The 19926-nt window shown below is 48.0% G+C and carries 18 protein-coding genes and 1 pseudogene; all 19 read right to left on the bottom strand.

The window, feature by feature from the left end; translation table 11 throughout:
* Positions 1–75 precede the first annotated feature (75 nt).
* The 19 genes and pseudogenes from DMN77_RS02420 to DMN77_RS02335 all read right to left on the bottom strand — a co-directional run bounded on the left by DMN77_RS02420 (position 76) and on the right by DMN77_RS02335 (position 19918).
* Entirely contained in the window at positions 76–567 is a 492-nt protein-coding gene (locus tag DMN77_RS02420) for a YajQ family cyclic di-GMP-binding protein (RefSeq protein WP_068780779.1), read from the bottom strand.
* Between the two features lie 175 nt (positions 568–742).
* A complete protein-coding gene (locus DMN77_RS02415) occupies positions 743–1765 on the bottom strand; it encodes a helix-turn-helix domain-containing protein (RefSeq protein ID WP_218652828.1) in 1023 nt (340 codons plus the stop codon).
* Positions 1766–1851: 86 nt separating this feature from the next.
* Positions 1852–2616, bottom strand: coding sequence for a DUF3388 domain-containing protein (locus DMN77_RS02410; protein WP_068780777.1), 765 nt, complete (start codon positions 2614–2616; stop codon positions 1852–1854).
* A 208-nt stretch (positions 2617–2824) separates the two neighbouring features.
* On the bottom strand, positions 2825–3079 hold the full coding sequence (locus DMN77_RS02405) for a DUF3243 domain-containing protein (protein WP_179013361.1): 255 nt from the start codon (positions 3077–3079) through the stop codon (positions 2825–2827).
* Between the two features lie 93 nt (positions 3080–3172).
* On the bottom strand, positions 3173–3940 hold the full coding sequence (ymfI, locus tag DMN77_RS02400) for an elongation factor P 5-aminopentanone reductase (RefSeq protein ID WP_179013359.1): 768 nt from the start codon (positions 3938–3940) through the stop codon (positions 3173–3175).
* A gap of 1 nt (position 3941) precedes the next feature.
* On the bottom strand, positions 3942–5222 hold the full coding sequence (gene yfmH / locus DMN77_RS02395) for an EF-P 5-aminopentanol modification-associated protein YfmH (protein ID WP_179013358.1): 1281 nt from the start codon (positions 5220–5222) through the stop codon (positions 3942–3944).
* A gap of 3 nt (positions 5223–5225) precedes the next feature.
* Positions 5226–6506, bottom strand: coding sequence for an EF-P 5-aminopentanol modification-associated protein YfmF (gene yfmF / locus DMN77_RS02390; RefSeq protein ID WP_179013356.1), 1281 nt, complete (start codon positions 6504–6506; stop codon positions 5226–5228).
* 216 nt (positions 6507–6722) lie between these two features.
* Positions 6723–7550, bottom strand: a complete 828-nt coding sequence (gene sleB, locus DMN77_RS02385; RefSeq protein ID WP_068780772.1) for a spore cortex-lytic enzyme — start codon at positions 7548–7550, stop codon at positions 6723–6725.
* A 160-nt stretch (positions 7551–7710) separates the two neighbouring features.
* Complete coding sequence (locus DMN77_RS02380; RefSeq protein WP_068780771.1) at positions 7711–10374, bottom strand: FtsK/SpoIIIE family DNA translocase; 2664 nt, start codon at positions 10372–10374, stop codon at positions 7711–7713.
* A 399-nt stretch (positions 10375–10773) separates the two neighbouring features.
* Complete coding sequence (locus DMN77_RS02375; RefSeq protein ID WP_068780770.1) at positions 10774–10998, bottom strand: YlzJ-like family protein; 225 nt, start codon at positions 10996–10998, stop codon at positions 10774–10776.
* Positions 10995–11762: a ClpP family protease gene (locus DMN77_RS02370; protein ID WP_068780769.1), complete on the bottom strand. Its 768-nt coding sequence runs from the start codon at positions 11760–11762 to the stop codon at positions 10995–10997. The genes DMN77_RS02375 and DMN77_RS02370 overlap by 4 nt, the downstream gene beginning before the upstream one ends.
* A gap of 217 nt (positions 11763–11979) precedes the next feature.
* Positions 11980–13659: a ribonuclease J gene (locus DMN77_RS02365; protein ID WP_068780768.1), complete on the bottom strand. Its 1680-nt coding sequence runs from the start codon at positions 13657–13659 to the stop codon at positions 11980–11982.
* Positions 13660–13921: 262 nt separating this feature from the next.
* Complete coding sequence (gene dapA / locus DMN77_RS02360) at positions 13922–14785, bottom strand: 4-hydroxy-tetrahydrodipicolinate synthase (protein ID WP_068780767.1); 864 nt, start codon at positions 14783–14785, stop codon at positions 13922–13924.
* A gap of 63 nt (positions 14786–14848) precedes the next feature.
* Positions 14849–16072, bottom strand: a complete 1224-nt coding sequence (gene dapG / locus DMN77_RS02355; RefSeq protein WP_179013355.1) for an aspartate kinase — start codon at positions 16070–16072, stop codon at positions 14849–14851.
* Positions 16073–16179: 107 nt separating this feature from the next.
* Positions 16180–16476, bottom strand: a pseudogene (locus tag DMN77_RS24180) (Asd/ArgC dimerization domain-containing protein); the annotation flags it as partial.
* Between the two features lie 26 nt (positions 16477–16502).
* Entirely contained in the window at positions 16503–17096 is a 594-nt protein-coding gene (locus tag DMN77_RS02350) for a dipicolinate synthase subunit B (protein WP_068780765.1), read from the bottom strand.
* Entirely contained in the window at positions 17093–17992 is a 900-nt protein-coding gene (dpsA, locus tag DMN77_RS02345; protein WP_179013353.1) for a dipicolinate synthase subunit DpsA, read from the bottom strand. The genes DMN77_RS02350 and dpsA overlap by 4 nt, the downstream gene beginning before the upstream one ends.
* 233 nt (positions 17993–18225) lie before the next feature.
* Positions 18226–18681, bottom strand: coding sequence for a dUTP diphosphatase (gene dut / locus DMN77_RS02340; protein ID WP_068780763.1), 456 nt, complete (start codon positions 18679–18681; stop codon positions 18226–18228).
* The gene (locus DMN77_RS02335; RefSeq protein ID WP_179013351.1) at positions 18665–19918 is read right to left on the bottom strand and encodes a M16 family metallopeptidase; all 1254 of its coding nucleotides are present in this window, start codon (positions 19916–19918) and stop codon (positions 18665–18667) included. The genes dut and DMN77_RS02335 overlap by 17 nt, the downstream gene beginning before the upstream one ends.
* Positions 19919–19926 lie beyond the last annotated feature (8 nt).

Below are 19926 nucleotides of genomic sequence, written 5' to 3'. Positions count from 1 at the left end.
AAGTCTCACGTCGCGGCTTGGCCGCTACGAGAGACCGCATGTCATGAACTATCGAAGACACAATCATAATTCTGCTTACTTCATATTCGTAAACTGTAGATCGACAGTAAGATCCGCTTTGCGAAGCATTTGGATTACTTGCTGCAAATCATCTCTACTCTTGCCGGTTACGCGAATTTGATCCCCCTGGATCTGGCTCTTCACCTTCAGCTTCGAGTCGCGGATCAGGACATTAATCTTCTTCGCATTTTCCTGATCGATCCCTTGCTTCAACTTGATCCGTTGACGAACGGTACCCAGGGAGGCCGGCTCGACCTTGCCATAATCCAGATTCTTGATCGGCAGACCGCGCTTGATCATCTTCGACTGCAGAATATCTATGACTGCACCAAGCTTGTACTCATCATCGGAAATAACGACCAGTACATCCTTCTCTACCTTAAGTTCACTTTTGCTGCCCTTGAAGTCAAACCGGTTCGCAATTTCACGCTCCGTTTGGTCAATGGCATTGGATAGTTCCTGCATGTCCATTTTGGAGACAATATCAAAAGAGCTTTCTGAAGCCATCTTTCACATTCCTTTCTCTATAAGGGTGCTCAGGCAAAATTACCAATGAACACACTATAATCCTATGTCTCCTAATTATATGTAATAAATTTAGCAAAGTCGAGTATTAAGCCCCTTCATAATAAAAAACAGGTGTGACTGAACCCTCTGCTCAGCCTACACCTGTTATATTTTATTATTGACCCGTTACCGTTCCGTCAGTACCGGAATTGGAACTATTAGTGCCTGTATTTGCACTATTTGAATCCGAAGAAGTATCCACGGTACCCAGGTTCAATTGAATTTTCGAAGTATTCTTGCCGTCATCAACGACCTGTCCTCCAACGGTAATCGTCGTATTCGGGGAGGCCCCGGACTTGATAAACATCCCTTCCTCGCCAAGATCAAAGTTCAGCACTTCACCATCTTGCATCGTCTGATAGTAAAGCTTCTCGCCGCGCTTATCGCCCTTGCGCACTTCAACCCAGCTGCTGCCCTTCGCTGTAATGACGATTTTCACCGGTTCACTGCCTACAGGTTGTACCTTGAACTTCGTCGTACTTCCTTCCTTGCCGTCAGGAGCTACGACAACTTCTTTGTTAGCCGTATTATCCGTATTCGTATCATCAGGCCCCGTTGTATTTGTATCCGTTGCATTTCCATCACCAGGAGTTCCCGTCTGATCATCCGTACCGGCATTCGTATTTGTCGCGCCATCTTGATCAGTTCCTGTATTGGAATTCGGCTTTGTATTATTTTGCGGATTTTCCGAATTGTTAGTAATCGCTGTTGGATCAGGCTCTTTGGTCTTTGCCTCATTCGACTGACTCCATACGGTGAAATATAAATAAATGACGATCACAATCAGCGCAAAGAAAGACCACATCAAAGCAGTCGTAAGCCACTTCGAATTGCGTTCAGTGGTCTGTCTGCTGCGACGCTTCTGAAGCACAGGTTCCATGGTTGTGTCCGGTACCGCTTCCGGCACATTCTGTTTATGTTCGGCCAGAAGTTCATCCGCGTTAATCCCTACTGCTTCCGCATATGTTTTGATAAATGCCCGGACATAAAAACTCCCCGGTAAAACCTTATAGTCTCCCGCCTCGATGGCTTCCAAGTATCGCTTGCGTATCTTTGTTATTTCCTGAACGTCATCCAATGATAGGCCCATAGATAGACGAGCTTCTTTTAACTGTTGTCCCAAATCCGACACGACCATCACCTCCTGATATTATTTATACTCCCTCTTCTATCACACCAATTGACATAACACTGTCAATACAAGAGCTTCATTTAATCTAAAGTTTAATCCTCCGGATATTGCGTAGCAAACGTATCTTTAACGATTTTCTCTTCCGGATTGTTACGTAATTCGATAATAATGTCAAAATCGTCATAACTATAATCCGTATGCTCTATAAATACATCCGGGTGCTCAATCACCTTCGTGGAAGGCATCTCCATAATTTGTTTGATCAGCTGATTATGCTTCTCATTGGATCGCATCGTGCTCATAATTCCATCTATAATAAATACATGCTGTGGATTATTTTCCTCTTCAGAGAGCTGTGTTCGTATCGTCTGCCGTAGCAGTGTGGAAGATACGAACGTCCAGCGCTTCATTGCGCAGACGCTTCCGGCAATGATGGATTCCGTCTTGCCTACACGGGGCATTCCTTTGAGACCAATCATTTGATGGCCATCCTTCTTAAGCACTTCACCTAGAAAGTCCACCAAAAGACCTAATTCATCACGGCTAAAACGAAATGTCTTCAAATCGTCTGAGTCCCGCTCAATATATCGACCATGTCGAACCGCTAACAAATCAACCAGTCGAGGGCTGCGGAGCGCAGTTACGGTTATACTGTCCACTTTGGCCAGCATTTTTCCAATCTGCTCAATCTTCTCATCTTCATCGCTTTCCAGCAGCAGTCCGCGCGTATCTCCTTCTACCCCGTTAATGGTCAAAATATTGACTTCCAGCATACCGAGCATCGATGCAATATCACCTAACAAGCCCGGGCGGTTCTTATGTATTCTATACTCCAAATACCACTGTCTTTGACCCATCAAACATACACCTTCTTATATTCCTTACAGACTACTCTTTTTCGACAAAATCATCCAAATGTCCTGCCTTTCGAACATAAATGGATACTTTCTCGCCGAAACGTATAAAACAATACGTGTCTAATAATAAAGAAAAAATTTTTGAAAGGCAAGTAGTTGTAAAAAATGGGAGAAAAGCCCCCAGATTTCGGGAGCTTTCCAGGCAAGTCTATGCGTTTTTCTTCGCCAATTTAACCATCAGACGGGCGATTGCCTTGCGCTCCGATTCATCCCCAACATCCCACAGTTCTTTCAGAGTACGGTTGGAATCATTTTGCGGATCAACCTTGTCCTCCAGAAATCCCCCAATCTCATAAGCAAGATTGGCGATGGCTTCCTCGCTAAAACCTGCGTTCTCCGCATGTTTTACGCGCTCACCCAGGAACTTCTTCCATGTATCAAAATTTTTGAGTACTGTTGACAAAATTAACTCCTCCTCAATGTCGGTAAATTATAATCAACAGTCGTAATATTCGTTATTCCCTGCTCATTTATTCACGAGACAGCACAGCCTAAATCAGGTAATCCAGCCCCCGTTCGGGCTAATGATCTGACCTGTAATATAGCTGGACTCCGGCAAAGCCAAAAAATAAACCAGAGAGGATATCTCCTCCGGTGCGGCGAGCCTGCCCACCGGAATATCCTCCTCCAATTGTTTCAGTTCTTCGGCATCGAAGCGGTCCATCATATCCGTCTTCACAGCCCCCGGAGCGACCGCATTTACGGTTACGCCGGAAGGGGCTGCTTCCTTGGCCAGCGCTTTCGTAAAGGCGTTAACGCCGCCTTTGGCGGCGGAATAGACAACCTCGTAAGAGCCGCCGGCGATGCCCCAGACGGAGGACACATTAATGATCCGCCCGAAACGCTGCGATATCATGTAGGGCAAAAAAGCCTGACTCAGCAGAAAGACACTCTTCAAGTTAACATCCATAATCTCGTCCCATTTAGCCTCCTCGACATCCGTCAGCAGTCCGTAATGGGAAATTCCCGCATTATTCACAAGAATATCCGGATGCAATCCGTAGCCCGCCAGCCTCTCCTTCATCCGTTCAATCTCCGTCTTGCTCCGCAAATCTGCAGAGATGGTATGTACCTTCGCCCCCATCTCCATGCATTGTCTGGCTACTTCATTCGCTCTTTCATGCGAATTCAAATAGTGAATCACTACATTCATCCCCACCGACGCGAATCGGAGCGCAATTTGCGCTCCAATCCCTCGACTGGCTCCCGTAACGAGAACCGTCATATCCCCGATGCTTTTCTCACTCCCATGTTGTATTGTCATATTACGGACTCACCACTAGTGATACAGCTAATTGATTCCAGTCAATATGCTCGCGCAGACGTTCGTTTACATCCTCCAGTGTCAAGGTTTCATAAATCGACAGTACCTTGAACAGGTCCCCGCCCCGGAAGTTATATCTGGTAAATTCATGGGCGATATTCTCCGGGTAGTTCAGCATCCGCAGATAACCACCGATCTTCTTGTTCTTGGCCCGTTCAAAATCCTCCGCCCGGAATCCGCTGGCCTTGACAGCCTCGATCTCGCTCTTGATGACTTCCAGCAATTGATCCGGGTCTTTGGTATCCCCGCCAATCGCCGAGAAACAGTAATGCGGATTACTGTTATATTCATAAGAGAAGCCGTCCGATATCAAATCCATATCATAGAGCTTCTGGTAAAGCTTCGTGCTTGAGCCAAGCAGCAGATCCATCGCCAGCTTTGTCGTTAAATCCCGGCGTAACAGTTCTTCTCCAGAAACCCCCAGTTGCGTCTCTTTGAAGCCAAACAGACATTTTGGCAGCGAAACCGGCAGCTTGGAAACTTTACGAGCCTGGTGTACAGCAGTGGGCTCTTGGTCAAACAAACGTTCAATCGCACCCTGCGGCTTGTAATCCTTGGCCGCCTGATTGTCCCGAATCATTCGGAATACTTCTTCAGGATCCACCCCGCCCACGACAAACAGCAACATGTTGCTTGGATGGTAGAAGGCATTATAACAAGTGTATAACGTCTCCTTCGTAATCGTGGCGATTGATTCCACCGTTCCGGCAATATCGATGCGAACTGGATGCACCGCATACATCGCTTCAATTAAGCCGAAATACACTCTCCAATCCGGATTATCTCCATACATACCGATTTCCTGGCCGATAATTCCCTTTTCCTTCTCCACATTCTGATCCGTGAAATAAGGATGCTGCACAAAGTTCACAAGAGTTTCCAGATTGGCCATAATATTTTCTGTAGCCGAGAACAGGTATACCGTCTGATCAAAGCTGGTAAAGGCGTTAGCCGAAGCCCCTTGCATAGCGAATTTGGTGAAGATATCGCCCTCTGGCTCCTCGAACATTTTATGCTCAAGAAAATGGGCTATGCCATCCGGCACTGATATTTCCGATTCGCCTTCTACCCTGAAATGATTGTCGATCGAACCGTACTTTGTGGAAAAAGTAGCGTAAGTCTTTTGGAATCCGGGCTTGGGAAGTACATAAACCTGCAAACCGTTGCTCATCGTCTCGTGATATAAGGTTTCCTGTAATCGATCATAAGTGATAGCTTCCACAGGTTATCCCTCCTTCTGCCCTGTCAAAAAGTATATCGTGTCAAGCCGAACCGTATTCGCTGCTTCAACAACATCGGCAGGCTGCACCTGTTCTACCTCGCTTAGCAATTGCTCTACCGGACGATCCTTGCCGGAAAGTATCCGGTTGAAATCATAAGCGATCATTTCAAACGCCGAGTCCTGCATTTCCAGCAGACTGTTGCGGATCATCGCTTTGGTCTGTGTCATTTCCATCTCACTGATCTCGCCGGCTTGCAGGCTAGCTAATTGGGCCTTGATAATATCTAAAGCTTTTTCATAGTTAGCGATCTCAATGCCGGATTGAATGCCGATCATTCCCTTATGGCCATCAAATCTCGAAGCTGCATAATAAGCCAGACTTTCCTTCTCCCGTACATTTACGAAAAGCTTGGAATGCGGATAACTTCCGAGAATTCCGTTATACAACAATGCAGCGGCATAGCGTTCATCCCCATAGGTGATATCCGTGCGAAGTCCAAGATTTAGCTTGCCCTGGCTTACATCCAGCTTTTCAGTAATTGTTCGTGGTTCGGTATTGGATAGCTTCACTCGCTCCGGCTCATAACCCAGGAAGGCAGAACGATTCAATTGAAAATGATGCGTCACCAGCTCTTCAACCTCAGCCAGTGTCGTATCCCCTACAACATATAGATCAAGGCTTGCGTTCTTCAGCCATTCTTGATAAGCGTTATATAACGATTCAGGTGTATTTTGTTCAAGATCGCTGCGCTCGCCAAGAGGATGCAACCGATAGCTGTCATTGCGGAACATTTCCTCAATACAGCGCTCAGCAGCATAACGCATTTTGTCGTTGATGATCGCCTCAAGCTTCTTGCGCACATTCTCGCGCTCCGAAGCGACATAAGATGGGCGAAAAGCATTTGACTCTGTCACGGGCTTCGTTACGACTTCACCAAGAAATTCAAAGCTCTGCGACAGGAGCGACTGCTCGCTCTGCACAAACGAATCATTTATTGTATCCATCCGAAACTGAACGATCTGATAATTACCCCTTTTGTAGACATCAAAACCGAATCCCGCGCCGTACAAGCGCTCTAACTGCTCTCTAAACTGGGTTGTCTCCGGATATGAAGCGGTACCGCGACGAAGTACAAACGGCGTTAGAGCTGTCGCAGTAACCGTCTCTCTGGCCAGAGGAATACCTGCATAGAGCGACACTGCAAACGTCTTGAATCTGGTAGTCGGCATTACATGAATCCGAATTTGACCCACGCTGCCCCGTTCAAAAATCATCTTGTTCAAGACCAAAACTCCTTTACAAAAGACTTAAAATGCAAATCATGCATGTGTAAAAAACAGGCGAAATGAAGATTCGAAGCTAAATCCACCCGCTTAAAAATCAGTGGCCAGATGTGGACCACTTCGAATTTAACAATGAAATTAGTTCCATTCTATACCATTGGAAAGGAAAGAAGCAACCACCCATCAAGCAAGCGGCTGCTCTTCATTTAGATCTATTTACATACAGAAAATATGCTTTCCAATCGTCTTAACCTGCGGTCTGGTCCAGATCCATTTAGAAGTTGCTGTCTCCGGATTGAAATAATAGAGGCAGCCTCCGGAAGGATCCCAACCATTTAATGCTTGCTGAACCGCCTTCTTGGCAGTCTCGTTCGGCGTCAGCCAGATTTGCCCGTCAGCAACCGCTGTAAAGGCCCCTGGCTGGAAGATAACCCCTGAGACGGTATTCGGAAAGCTTGGCGATTTGACCCGATTCAGAATGACAGCGGCAACCGCAACCTGACCTTCAAACGGCTCTCCGCGTGATTCACCATATACGGCATTCGCCATTATGTTCAAATCATTTTGTGAAAGTCCCATCGCATTGGAAGGCGATAACTCCTCACTTTCCTTCCCTTTCTCCGGTTCCTTCGACGGAGTCTTTGCCGTCTCCTTGCCCGTTCCCTGGCCTGACTCCATACCCGGCTTCCATTCCTTGGTTGCTTTCCATAGCATAAGCTTCGTTTTCGGACCTGCTAGACCATCCACCTTGAGTCCGAACTCGGATTGGAACCACTTTAAGGAATCCCGGGTCTTATCTCCGAATTTACTGTCGATCTTCCCGTAATAAAAACCCAAAAAAGCCAGACGGCCTTGGAGCTCGTATACATCCTGTCCAAATGCACCATAGTTGATAACCTGTTCACTAAATACAGGCACGGCCTGCTTGGGAACCTCTTGATTTGCCTTTACATCGTTGGCCTGGGTAAAATGATATATCCCGAACCCGATGCCAAATAAAAGCAGCACTAAACCGGCGGCATACCATATTTTCGCTTTTATCATTCGTTTAGCTCTACCTTTCTGTTGTGGATTAACATGGATGGTTGACTTTAGTATGACAAGCCCGACCACTTCCTATGCACTCCAAAAAAGGCAGCAACAAATGAGGTTTTGCAGCTATGATATGAGCGTAGAGCTGAGGTGGCTTTTTAAAAAAACTGCTCTACGATGAGATTTTATTATTATTCATTTTGAATTGCTCCATTGTAAGCAGCACTTCCCGCGGTTTACTTCCTTCATAGGGACCTACGATCCCCCGCGCTTCCATCGAATCGATTAATCTTGCGGCCCGGGTATAGCCAACGCGCATTCTTCGCTGCAGAAGCGATACCGAAGCCTGCTTCGCCTCAAGGACAATCTGCACCGCCTGATCATACAATTCATCGAGAACCTCTTCCGGCTCTGTCGACTCCTCATCGATTTCCGGAACCAGGCTCTCATCATATTCCGCTTGGCCTTGAGTCCGCACATAAGAGACGATGGTCTCGACCTCCTGATCACTCATAAATGCACCTTGTACGCGGATCGGCTTCGAGGCGCCCATCGGCATATACAGCATATCACCACGGCCAAGCAGCTTCTCAGCACCGGCCATGTCGAGAATCGTACGGGAATCGACCTGTGAGGAGACCCCAAAGGCAATTCGCGACGGAATATTAGCTTTAATCACCCCGGTAATAACGTCAACCGAAGGCCGTTGTGTAGCAATAATCAAATGAATACCCGCGGCCCGCGCCATTTGTGCAAGACGTGCAATGGCATCCTCTACATCATGCGCAGCTACCATCATCAAATCGGCAAGCTCGTCCACAATGACGACGATATAAGGCAGTACAGCCTCGGGATTATCTTGCATCATTTGGTTATAACCTTCAATATTGCGGGCTCCCGATTTGGAGAACAGCTCATAGCGCTTCTCCATCTCAACAACGATCTTCTTCAGCGCCAGTGAAGCGCGGCGTGGATCGGTAACTACCGGAGTCAGCAAATGAGGAATACCGTTATATACATTAAGCTCGACCATTTTCGGGTCAACCATCATAAACTTGACCTCATCCGGTTTGGCTTTGTACAGAATACTTGTGATGATCCCGTTAATACATACCGATTTGCCTGAGCCAGTTGCTCCGGCAACGAGCAAATGCGGCATCTTGGCCAGATTGCCAACGATGGTCTGTCCTGAAATATCGCGACCAAAGGCGATCGTTAATCGAGCCTCCGAATTCATAAAGGTCGGCGTCTCCATAACTTCACGCATCGTGACAAGAGAAACTTCATTATTTGGCACTTCAATGCCAATCGCGGATTTACCAGGTATCGGCGCTTCCATGCGGATATCTTTGGCGGCAAGCGCCAGCGCAATATCGTCAGTCAGATTGACAATCCGGCTAACCTTCACGCCGATATCCGGCTGCACCTCATAACGGGTTACCGCAGGCCCCCTTACCACCTCAAGCACGCGCGCGCGCACCCCGAAGCTCTCCAGCGTAGCTTCAAGCTTGCGAGCAGTTTGCATATAATCTGCCTGATCGCCGGCTTTGCCTGATCCGGCAGGCTTCGAGAGCAAACGGAACGATGGCAATTTATATGGCTTTGGTGCAGGCTTTGGAGGTGCTATCGGCACATCCGTTTCGGTTTCCTGTTCTCCCGAGGAAGCTTCCGCTTCAGGACTGGAGTCTATCTCATCCAAGTCCGCCGCCTCATTCATGAAGCTTTCTTCAGCAAGGGGGCCGGAAGGAATTTGCTCCTCTTCTGGATAAGTCGCCGCATGATCGAAGCCTTCTAAGTCTAGATCTTCCTCCATGGCTTCATCCTCTTCATGCAGACGACTCTCCCGCTGAATATTGTCGAAGAAATCTCGAATGATTGGGCCTCTATCCTCAGCGGCGAGCTCCCCGTTCTGCTGGCCTTCATATTTCAATTCGTTCCAGTTAATGCCTTGGGAAGCGTCTGATTCCAATGGTTCCGTCTGCTGGTCTTCATCTATGTAATCATTCGCGGTCTCAGCTTGGTTTGCAGAAACGCCTTTAAAGCCAAACAACTGGAAAAATACCGGTTTCTTCTTTGGCGTAGACGGCGGTTCCTCATCAGCCAGCATATAACCTGCATCGTCTTCCATGTCCTCTGGCGATACTGCCACCGGCTTCGCCTCCCGCCGATTCCGGTTCTTTACGGGAACAGGGCGCAGCATTCGCACTTTCTCGCCCATCTGTTTGCCCAGCTCCCCCAATCTGCCACGAAGCAGACGAACAATATCCACGTAGGATAAACCGGTAATCAGCATAAAGCTGATCGCCAGCATAACGATCATAATCAGCGTAGCTCCAGCAGGACCAAACAGAGAATAAAGCAACGCAAATTCAATACCGCCAATATATCCTCCGCTGATATTTAAATTCAGCATGCTGAAGCCCGCTTCAATCGCTGTCGGCTGAAATAATGAGGTGCGCAGATCGATATGAATCTGATTCAAAATATTGCCAAAGGTCATCGGAACAACCGGCTCCAGCCTTTGCTGCATCGAAATTAGAGTGCTCATCAGAGCGAGCGCGAGCACAGCAAGAAGGCCCCCGCTGCGTCTAGTCGTCCAGCGGGATGGCCATTTGCGATTGATCATAACGGCTAGTCCAACATAAATACCTATTAAAGGAATCACGAAATAGAACTTGCCCAGCAAAAGAGCCGACATCTTGGACAGTGTTCTCCCCACCGCAGCTTCGCCGGATAGCGCTATTATAGATAGAGTAATCAGGATGATCCCATAAATTTCATATTTTAGTAAATTGCCTATGGCAACAGCCTTTTTCTTCTTCCTTTTTTTTGCCAAAACAGGAACACCCCCCAGATGAATATTATACCATATTCACCCGATAAAACCGCTACCCCTTTCTTTGAGGTCGTTCAAAAAGGCTGCTTTTGATAAGAAAACCGCCCGAGGTAATTCAAGGATGAGCGACCGCGATCCAGAGGTAGGGTTTCTTGCGATATAGAATTTCATCAGCTTCCGCTGATAACGAATAAATTCTATATCCAACACGAAGATTTACCAAGAAGTTACTCGACATCGAATCTTAAATTCAACCGAACCCTCCCGGTGCTCTCGTACAAACCACGTACGCTCCGCTCCTCAAGCCCTAGCTTCATCCAACCTTCTCGGTGTTGAAAACCCGCTTTTTGAACTTGATTTAATTGAGGCGGTTCAAAAGGCTGCTTTTGGGTCACACACTTAGTTAAACAAGGTTGGCATATAGATGATTTGCTGGCCGGGAGCGAGCCGCGGGTTCAAATAATCCTCAAGATTACAGCGCAGCAGCCTGATAATTGTAGCCCGATTTCCCTGTTCCATCCGGACCTGCATCAGAACGCCTCCCATCTCGAGCTCCGTATACATTTCCTGAACCTCAGGCTGGGCCCAGTATTCCTCTTCCGGCATAATGGTATAATGCGTCATTGCTTCGGTCCCCCTTGGGCAGTTTTTCTTCGCGAATCGATCAGACTGTTCAATTGAAGCAAACCTTCACCGATCCCGCCAACCCCGTCAATCAGGCCATATTTGACTGCATCGTTTCCCCCGACCGAGGTTCCGATATCCCGATTAAGCTCGCCCGTCTTGAACATCAGCTCCTTGAACATTTGTTCAGTAATATTAGAATGCGACGTTACGAAACGGACCACGCGCTCCTGCATTTTCTCGATGTACTCGAATGTCTGCGGAACACCGATAACCAGCCCGGTCATGCGAATCGGATGAATGGTCATCGTCGCACTCTCGGCGATCAGCGAATAATTAGAAGCAACAGCAATAGGTACGCCAATGCTATGTCCGCCTCCTATAACGACTGTGACCGTAGGTTTAGTAAGGGAAGCGATCATCTCGGCGATGGCCAGCCCTGCTTCTACATCACCGCCAACCGTATTTAAAATGATGAGCAAGCCCTCGATCTTCGGATTTTGTTCAGCTGCAACCAATTGCGGAATCAAATGCTCATACTTCGTCGTCTTATTCTGCGGAGGCAGCACAAGATGACCTTCGATCTGACCGATTATCGTCAAGCAATATATGTTGGACTCTCCTGGAGTCGGTACAGCCGTTTGACCAAGCTGCTGGATCATCTCAGTTACATCGGGTTTATCCTCAGGCATCGGCTGCTGTACCTCGGGCTTTTCCCCGGGCTCGATCTCCTGCCTCATTGATACTTCACTATGTCTATGCATGATGCACCTTTCCTTCCGGCATTAGCCTGTAATCTAATCTTGCGTCCATAAGGTTTAGTATGCCGTTATTCCTATGGCCTCATTACAATACCAAGCAGAAGAAGTGCCGCAACACAAAAAAAGCCCCCCTCCCACGGGGAACCGTCCAATATTACCTTTGGGAGAGAGGCGACTGTGTGCCTAAAATATTATTTAATTAGCTAAATTTACAGAAGTATTACACTTCCATGATGATTGGCAAAATCATCGGTCTGCGACGTGTCTGTTCATATAGGAAACGTCCGAGCGCATCTTTGACGCTGGTCTTCAACGAAGCCCACTCATTCACGTTCTCGCTCATCAATTTCTCCAGTGTGCTGGATACGATCCGGTTCGCTTCTTCCAAGAGCCCTTCGGACTCACGCACATATACGAAACCTCTGGATATAATGTCCGGCCCAGAGACGATAGTGCCATCCTGCTTACTCAGCGTGACAACGACAACCAGAATTCCGTCCTGTGACAGAAGCTTGCGGTCGCGCAGTACAATATTACCTACGTCACCAACGCCAAGCCCGTCAATCAGTACATTACCGGACGGAACTTTGCCTGCCTTGCGGGCTACACCGTTCTGGATCTCGACAATATCTCCGATATCAACCAGAAAGATATTGTCTGGATCAACGCCAACGGATTCCCCAAGAAGCGCATGCTTGCGAAGCATCCGGTATTCACCGTGTATTGGGATGAAATATTTCGGACGCATCAGGTTCAGCATCAGCTTAAGCTCTTCCTGACTGCCGTGACCCGATACGTGGACTCCGGAATTTGAACCGCTATATATTACTTCCGCACCTAGACGGAATAATTCATCAATCGTTCTTCCAACATACTTCTCATTACCAGGTACTGGAGTAGCAGCGATGATAACGGTATCCCCAGGCAAAATATCGACCTTGCGATGTGTTGAGCGCGCCATCCGCGTCAGAGCGGACATAGGTTCGCCTTGGCTGCCTGTACAGAGAATGACTACACGATCTGCGGCCATTTTATTGATCTCTTCCGGCTCAATCAACAAGCCGTCAGGTACATTCAGATAACCAAGCTCAGAGGCAATCGTCACCACGTTCACCATGCTGCGCCCGATGATAGTTACCTTGCGTCCCGTTGTATAAGCCGCATCAATGACCTGCTGAATCCGATGAACGTTGGAAGCGAAGGTCGCGACAACTACCCGCTGTGCGGCCTTGCTGAAGATATCGTCAAGCACGATGCCTACATTTTTCTCAGATGGCGTAAAACCGGGTCTCTCCGCATTCGTACTATCCGATAGTAAGGCGAGCACGCCTTTCTTCCCGATTTCACCCATGCGATGAAGATCGGCAAACTGATTGTTCACCGGCGTATGGTCGAATTTGAAGTCCCCCGTGTGAACGACATTGCCTTCTGGTGTCTCCAGACATACCCCGACGGAATCCGGAATACTATGGTTCGTTCTGAAGAAGGTGGCCTTCATCGTAGACCCCAATTGAACTTCGGAATCCGCGTTAATAAGCACCCGCTTCGTCTCACCAAGCAGACCTGCCTCCTTCAGCTTGTTCTCAACCAGCCCCAATGTAAGCTTAGTACCGTAGACAGGTACATTCAGGTTTTTGAGAACGTATGGCAAGCCACCGATATGATCTTCATGACCATGGGTAATCAAGATACCCCTTACTTTATCACGGTTCTCCGTCAAGTAAGTAATATCAGGAATGACGATGTCAATGCCAAGCATATCTTCCTCCGGGAATTTCAAACCGGCATCGATGACGACGATATCATTGGCATATTGAACGACGTACATGTTCTTTCCGATTTCGGCAACGCCGCCCAATGAAAAGATCATCAGTTTATCATTATTCATTTTTTTGGACAAGTGAATCTAACCCTCCTAATTTGTTTGGACGTCAAAAATTTTTGAATTTGTTGTTATGCACCCGATCAGTGCTCATTTAAATGAAACTATAAAAAACTTAACCGCACCCAGTCACTTGAATTACATTATACATGATTAAAAAGATAAAAAACAAGTCAGCCGAATTTACCGCATACCTCTACATTGCTCCATAATAAAAAAAGCAATGCCTCATTCAAGGCATCGCTTTATGGTTAAGTATCATAAATTTGGTTGTCGCGAACTAGTTCAGCAACTCGCGAATGCGCTCTGCTTCCGCCTCTGTCGGAGGAATAAGCGGCAGTCGCACCGAACCCACCAAATATCCGCGCAGATTAAGCGCGTACTTCACAGCAACCGGATTCGGGCATTCGAACAATCCCTTAAACACAGGCAGCAGTCTTTGATGCAGCTTTGCAGCTTCTTCTACCTGACCTGCCAGGAAGCCAGTGATCATTTCCTTCATCGGGCTGCCAACGATATGGCTTGCCACACTTACAACCCCATAGGCCCCTACGGCCAGAGCCGGAAGCGCAGCCGCATCATCACCGGAATACACTATGAAACCGGCCGGTGCGCCGCTGGCAATCTCGGCTACCTGATCCAGGGGAGCACACTCCTTCGTGGCAACAATATTAGGGATTTGCGCTAATCTCAAGGTGGTCTCGGCACTGATGCTTATCCCCGTACGACCTGGGATATTATACAGTACTGCTGGTAATGAAACCGAATTAGCAATTGCAGAGAAATGTTGATATAAGCCTTCCTGGGAAGGCTTATTATAGTATGGGGCTACAAGCAGCAGTCCATCTACACCCAGCTTCTCCGCTTCTTTGGACAATTCAATAGTGTGGGCTGTATTGTTGCTTCCTGTCCCCGCAATCACTTTGCATCTGCCAGCCACATGTTCTACTGTAAAGCGAAATAACTCCAGCTTTTCCTCGTCTGTCAATGTTGGAGACTCGCCGGTCGTACCGCATACTACCAGGCTGTCGGACTTCTGTTCCTCAATTAGATAATCGATAAGACGAGCTGTCTCGCCCCAATGAATTCGATTCTGTTCATCAAATGGTGTAACCATCGCTGTAATCAATCTACCGAAATCCATCTTCGTCTCCCCTCTCAATTCGCTGAATAAGCGGAATAAAACTTATTTATAGGCTTAAGCGATCTACCGGCCCAGTTCAAACTTGGTATGCAAAGCCCGCAATGCCGCCACCATATCATCCTGATTAACTAGCACCCAAATCGTCGTATTGGAGTCTGCAGATTGCAAAATCTGTACCTTTTGCTCCGTTAAGGCTTCAACGATTTTGGCCATAATTCCCGGAACCCCATTGATTCCACCGCCGATGACCGATACTTTGGCACAGCCTGTCAATACATCCGGCTTCAAGCCGTGCTGCTCCAATACCTGTACCGCTTTATCGGAATCATGGTCAAATACCGTATAAACGACTCCTGACGGGGTAACATTAATAAAATCGACACTGATTGAATTTTCTGCCATCGTCTTGAAGACTTGCAGCTGCAAGGACTCCTTATTGTTACTACACGATGCATCAACCTTGATCTGTGTCACATTGTTCACATAGGCGATGCCGGTAACATAACGGTCCAGAATGCCAAGTTGCACATCCTTGAACCCTTCCGGATTCGCAACGAGCGTTCCTTCGCTTTCCGAGAAAGTGGAACGTACGCGCACAGGTATACCTGATTGCATGGCAATTTCAACTGCCCGCGGATGAATGACCTTAGCCCCTTGATGAGCCATATTGCATATTTCAGCATAACTCACATAGTCAAGCTGTCTTGCATCCTCTACGATTCTAGGGTCTGCTGTAAGGATGCCGTTCACATCCGTATAAATATCGACCATTTCAGCATGAAGCGCCGCACCCAGCGCTGTTGCCGAAGTGTCGCTTCCACCGCGTCCCAGCGTCGTAAAATCGCCGATCTGATTTTGCCCCTGGAACCCGGTTACAATCACAACATCTTTCTGCTCCAGCTGCTCCAGCACTCGGGTAGGTACAATATCGAGAATTCTGGCGTTGCCATAATGGCTATCCGTTCGGAACCCCGCCTGCGCTCCCGTTAATACGGAAGAAGAGATATTCTCTCTATTTAGCAGGCTGCTAAGCATGGAAGCGGAGATCATTTCACCACAGGCTAACAGCAGATCCTGTTCCCGCGGCTCCAATGATCCCCCGCTGCCAGCAATAAGATCAAGAAGCGTGTCTGTTGCATACGGGTCGCCTTTGCGGCCCATTGCTGACACCACCACAACGAGCCGGAAACCGTTAGCCAGCTCCCGGCGAATATGTGAGATGACGTAATCTCTTGCCTCCGGAGTGGAGAGAGAAGTGCCACCGAATTTTTGCACTAAGATGCGCATGGGTATTCCTCCAATTTACGTATGCGGAGTAAAGCTTGACTTTATTCCGTTGTTCTAGGCTGCTATGGTATCAAGTTTTATCCATTAGCTGCAATAATCTCTGCAATTTAAACAGCGTTCCATGCTGCGCCTTTTCAGCAGATTATCGGACACAATCTACAATTTAGCGCCCGTGCATTGCCAAGATTACGACGCAGACGGTCTATGAACACCTCCGTCTTGACGGCAGTTTCCGTAACCAGAGCTCCAGCTCTGCACTGCCGGATCGTCAACAAGCGTCACACCCGGTGCATCGGACAGCAAGCTTCTCACTTCATCCAGATCGTGACCCGTGCCAACTTTGACAATAGACCGACCTCAAAATGCCCATAAACAACCGGAATACGCACGCAGGTTGCTGTTACCTAAGTTAATAATCCTTCATATGCCCCTATGAATTGAACCGTTCTACAATGAGCGGCTGCAATTGCTTACCTTCAAGCGCCGCGAAGCAGGCCTCAGGAACCAGTTCCATCCGTGCCACCAGAGAATTCGGCTTCTCTGCCGGATTATCCTGACCGAAAGGAACGAAGTATATATTCTTCGCGACGATAAGCTTGGCGATATTCGCCAGATTAAACCCCAGACCATCATTCGTTGAAATAGCGACCACTAGCGGACGCCCATTGCGCATTTGCGCTTTTGCTGCCATCAGGACAGGACTGTCTGTTACCGCATTCGCAAGTTTACTGGTCGTAGTTCCTGTACAAGGCGCTATAACCATAATATCCAGCAATTTCTTAGGTCCGAGCGGCTCGGCCTCGACAATTGTAGAAATGATATTATTCCCGGTAATATCTCTTAACTGCTCCTGCCAATCCTCTGATTTGCCAAAACGGGTATCCGTTGTTAGTACCGATTGGGATATGATCGGAACAACTTTAGCACCATCATCCACAAAACGCTGGATTTGCGGCATCACCTCAGCAAGTGTACAATGTGAGCCTGTTACCGCATAACCTACTGTTACACCTTGCCAATTCACTCTTCATCCCCCCGTAAATGGAACTCTTCCGTAATCGACTGACACAATGTGTTCGCTATAATAATTCCAGCCGTTTTAGGAGCTACGATTCCAGGTAATCCGGGAGCAAGGAGCGCTTTGATTCCACGCTTCTCGGCGAAGCGGAAATCCGTTCCGCCAGGAGCTGAGGCAAGGTCGATAATTACCGTTCTTCTGGGCAATTTCGATATGATTTGCGCTGTGATTATCATAGTCGGTATTGTATTAAAAATCAAGTCAATATCGCTGGTGCAAGCGGTCAAATCCCTTGTCATAAAAGGCTCCCAGCCCATAACGGCCGCTCTCGCAGCATCCGCCTCCCTGCGGACACCTACCCTGATTTTCGCTCCTAATCCCTGCAAAGTCTTCGCCAGAGTGAAGCCTGTTCTCCCAATTCCAAGCACGACACAGGTCGAGCCGTGAATGGTAATATCAGTATTCTGAATTGCCATCATAAGGGCTCCCTCTGCCGTCGGAATCGAATTGTATATCGCCACATCATCACGATCAAGGAGTTCGATGAGCCGGAAACCATACTCGCTGCTCATCCGTCGCAGCAAACTCTTGGCCATGCCCGTGTAGACCAGGGCTCCCTCCCGTATGGCCATGAACAGCTCCTGCTTCATCACCAGATCTCCGCTTCCGAACGGCGCAGCGATAATTCCATTGTCATCGCAGCCAATCACCGGCATGACGATAATATCCGCCTCTTGCAGCAAAACAGAAGACAATGCTTCATGCCTCACTCCGGATGGCGGATTTTCCAACTTGTCGAAGCCAACCAGACGAACTGAGGCATCCAGTTCAATGCACTTATTAATGACTTCGATCTGCCTGGCATCTCCACCCAGGAACACAATTGTAAGACCGGTCAGCATTCAGGACGCCACTCCTTCCAGGCAATACAGTATAGAGCATAGTATGCCGTTGCCTACCAAGTGGTGATGGAGGGGGGGTTATCTTTTTGCGCGGCTCAAGTTACATATAAAAAAACAAGCATCCGGCCCCGGTTTTTACAACCGAAGGCAGGATGCTTGCTTGTTTTAAGTATGTCTCTTCACATGATATGCTGACCTGAAGTTTCAAATCCAGGCCAACTTCTACGGAGCTTTTACTTCGTTCCCGTATGGCCAAATCCACCGGCCCCACGCTCTGTATCGGACAGCTCGTCCACGGCAACCAGGTTGACCACAGGCACAGTCTGAAACACCATCTGCGCAATCCGCTCATTGCGTGTAATTGTGAACGCCTCATGCCCCAGATTAATCAAAAGCACTTTGATCTCTCCGCGATAATCGGCATCGATCGTCCCGGGCGTGTTAAGGCATGTAATACCATGCTTCAATGCCAATCCGCTGCGCGGACGGACTTGCGCCTCAAGCCCGGCTGGCATGGCGATTGCAATGCCGGTCGGTACGAGGAACCGTTCTCCCGGCTGCAATCTGATATCCTGTGTTACTGCTGCATAAAGATCAAAACCAGAGGCAAGTTCAGACATTTTGCGGGGAAGCTCTACATCCTCATTGCCTGGCATACGTTTTAGCTGTACATCAAATGACAAGTTCATCTCTCCTTAATCCGGATATTGCCCGGTCCGAAGCACCTACCATGGCAAGTGCGAACGGCTTCTTGAACATTTCCATAATACAATAGTTTACATCATCCATCGTTACCGCATCAATACGATCTATCATTTGATCGAGGGTAAAATGACGTCCCAGCATCAATTCATTCTTACCGAGGCGGTTCATCCGGCTCCCCGTACTCTCCAAACTTAGAATCAGGCTGCCCTTAAGCTGCTCCTTGCCCTTGCGGAGCTCGTTATCAGTCAGTCCGTTTTGGGCGATATCTTGCAAAATTTCTTTCGTCAAGCTCAGAACATCCTCGGTCTGCTTAGGGGCAGTTCCGGCATAGACCGTAAACAGGCCGCTATCCGCACTGGAGCTATGATAGGAATAGACAGAGTAGGCCAGGCCGCGCTTCTCGCGAATTTCCTGGAACAGGCGAGAGCTCATGCCGCCGCCAATCGCATTGTTAAGCAGCACCATCGCATATTGTCTGTCATCCCCAGTAGCAAGTCCCGGGAAGGAGAGACAGATATGATTTTGCTCCGTCTTCTTCTTATAGAACTTGAGCTCGCCCAGGAATTCGGGCACAACCAATGGATCGCTAATACCATGATTGCTGAAACTTCCGAAATATTTCTCTAGCAGCTCCATCAGAGAGTCATCGATATTGCCTGCAACACTGATCACAGTATTCTCGTTCGTATACTTCTCTCTCATATATTGGCGAAGATGATCTGGCGTCATCGCCAGAAGCTTCTCCTCGGTTCCGAGAATAGGCAGAGCCAGAGGATGTCCCCCATAGGCGGCTTCTGTTATAAGATCATGAACCATGTCGTCCGGCGTATCTTCATACATCGAGATTTCCTCCAGGATGACGTTCTTCTCTTTGCGAAGCTCTTCGGCATCAAACAGCGAATGAAAGAACATATCCGATAGCACATCAACTGCAATCGGCAGATGTTCATCAAGTACCTTGGCATAGAAGCAAGTATACTCTTTTGAGGTGAACGCATTAACATTGCCGCCGATGGCATCAAATTCCTCAGCGATGTCTTTGGCGCTGTATTTTGACGTTCCCTTGAACAGCATGTGTTCAATAAAATGAGAAATCCCGCCCTGCTCCGGCGTTTCATTACGCGATCCGGTTTTCACCCAAATTCCGAAGGAGACCGATCGACAGGATGGAATTTTCTCCGTAACGACCCGCAGGCCATTGCTTAATTGCGTCTTATTCACTAAGGATC

It is taken from the genome of Paenibacillus sp. 79R4 (genome assembly GCF_013393165.1).
Lineage (GTDB): Bacteria > Bacillota > Bacilli > Paenibacillales > Paenibacillaceae > Fontibacillus.
The sequence above is the reverse complement of the archived record's forward strand: the minus strand, read 5'-3'. Positions and strand labels throughout refer to the sequence as shown.

Excerpts from the sequence above, each read along its gene's own strand:
- ymfI (WP_179013359.1), bottom strand. The coding sequence starts at position 3,940 with ATGACAATACAACATGGGAGTGAGAAAAGCATCGGGGATATGACGGTT.
- DMN77_RS02375 (WP_068780770.1), bottom strand. The coding sequence starts at position 10,998 with ATGACGCATTATACCATTATGCCGGAAGAGGAATACTGGGCCCAGCCT.
- DMN77_RS02415 (WP_218652828.1), bottom strand. The coding sequence starts at position 1,765 with ATGGTCGTGTCGGATTTGGGACAACAGTTAAAAGAAGCTCGTCTATCT.
- dapA (WP_068780767.1), bottom strand. The coding sequence starts at position 14,785 with ATGGATTTCGGTAGATTGATTACAGCGATGGTTACACCATTTGATGAA.
- DMN77_RS02370 (WP_068780769.1), bottom strand. The coding sequence starts at position 11,762 with ATGCATAGACATAGTGAAGTATCAATGAGGCAGGAGATCGAGCCCGGG.
- dapG (WP_179013355.1), bottom strand. The coding sequence starts at position 16,072 with ATGCGCATCTTAGTGCAAAAATTCGGTGGCACTTCTCTCTCCACTCCG.
- DMN77_RS02410 (WP_068780777.1), bottom strand. The coding sequence starts at position 2,616 with ATGGGTCAAAGACAGTGGTATTTGGAGTATAGAATACATAAGAACCGC.
- DMN77_RS02420 (WP_068780779.1), bottom strand. The coding sequence starts at position 567 with ATGGCTTCAGAAAGCTCTTTTGATATTGTCTCCAAAATGGACATGCAG.
- dut (WP_068780763.1), bottom strand. The coding sequence starts at position 18,681 with ATGAACTTGTCATTTGATGTACAGCTAAAACGTATGCCAGGCAATGAG.
- dpsA (WP_179013353.1), bottom strand. The coding sequence starts at position 17,992 with ATGCTGACCGGTCTTACAATTGTGTTCCTGGGTGGAGATGCCAGGCAG.
- sleB (WP_068780772.1), bottom strand. The coding sequence starts at position 7,550 with ATGATAAAAGCGAAAATATGGTATGCCGCCGGTTTAGTGCTGCTTTTA.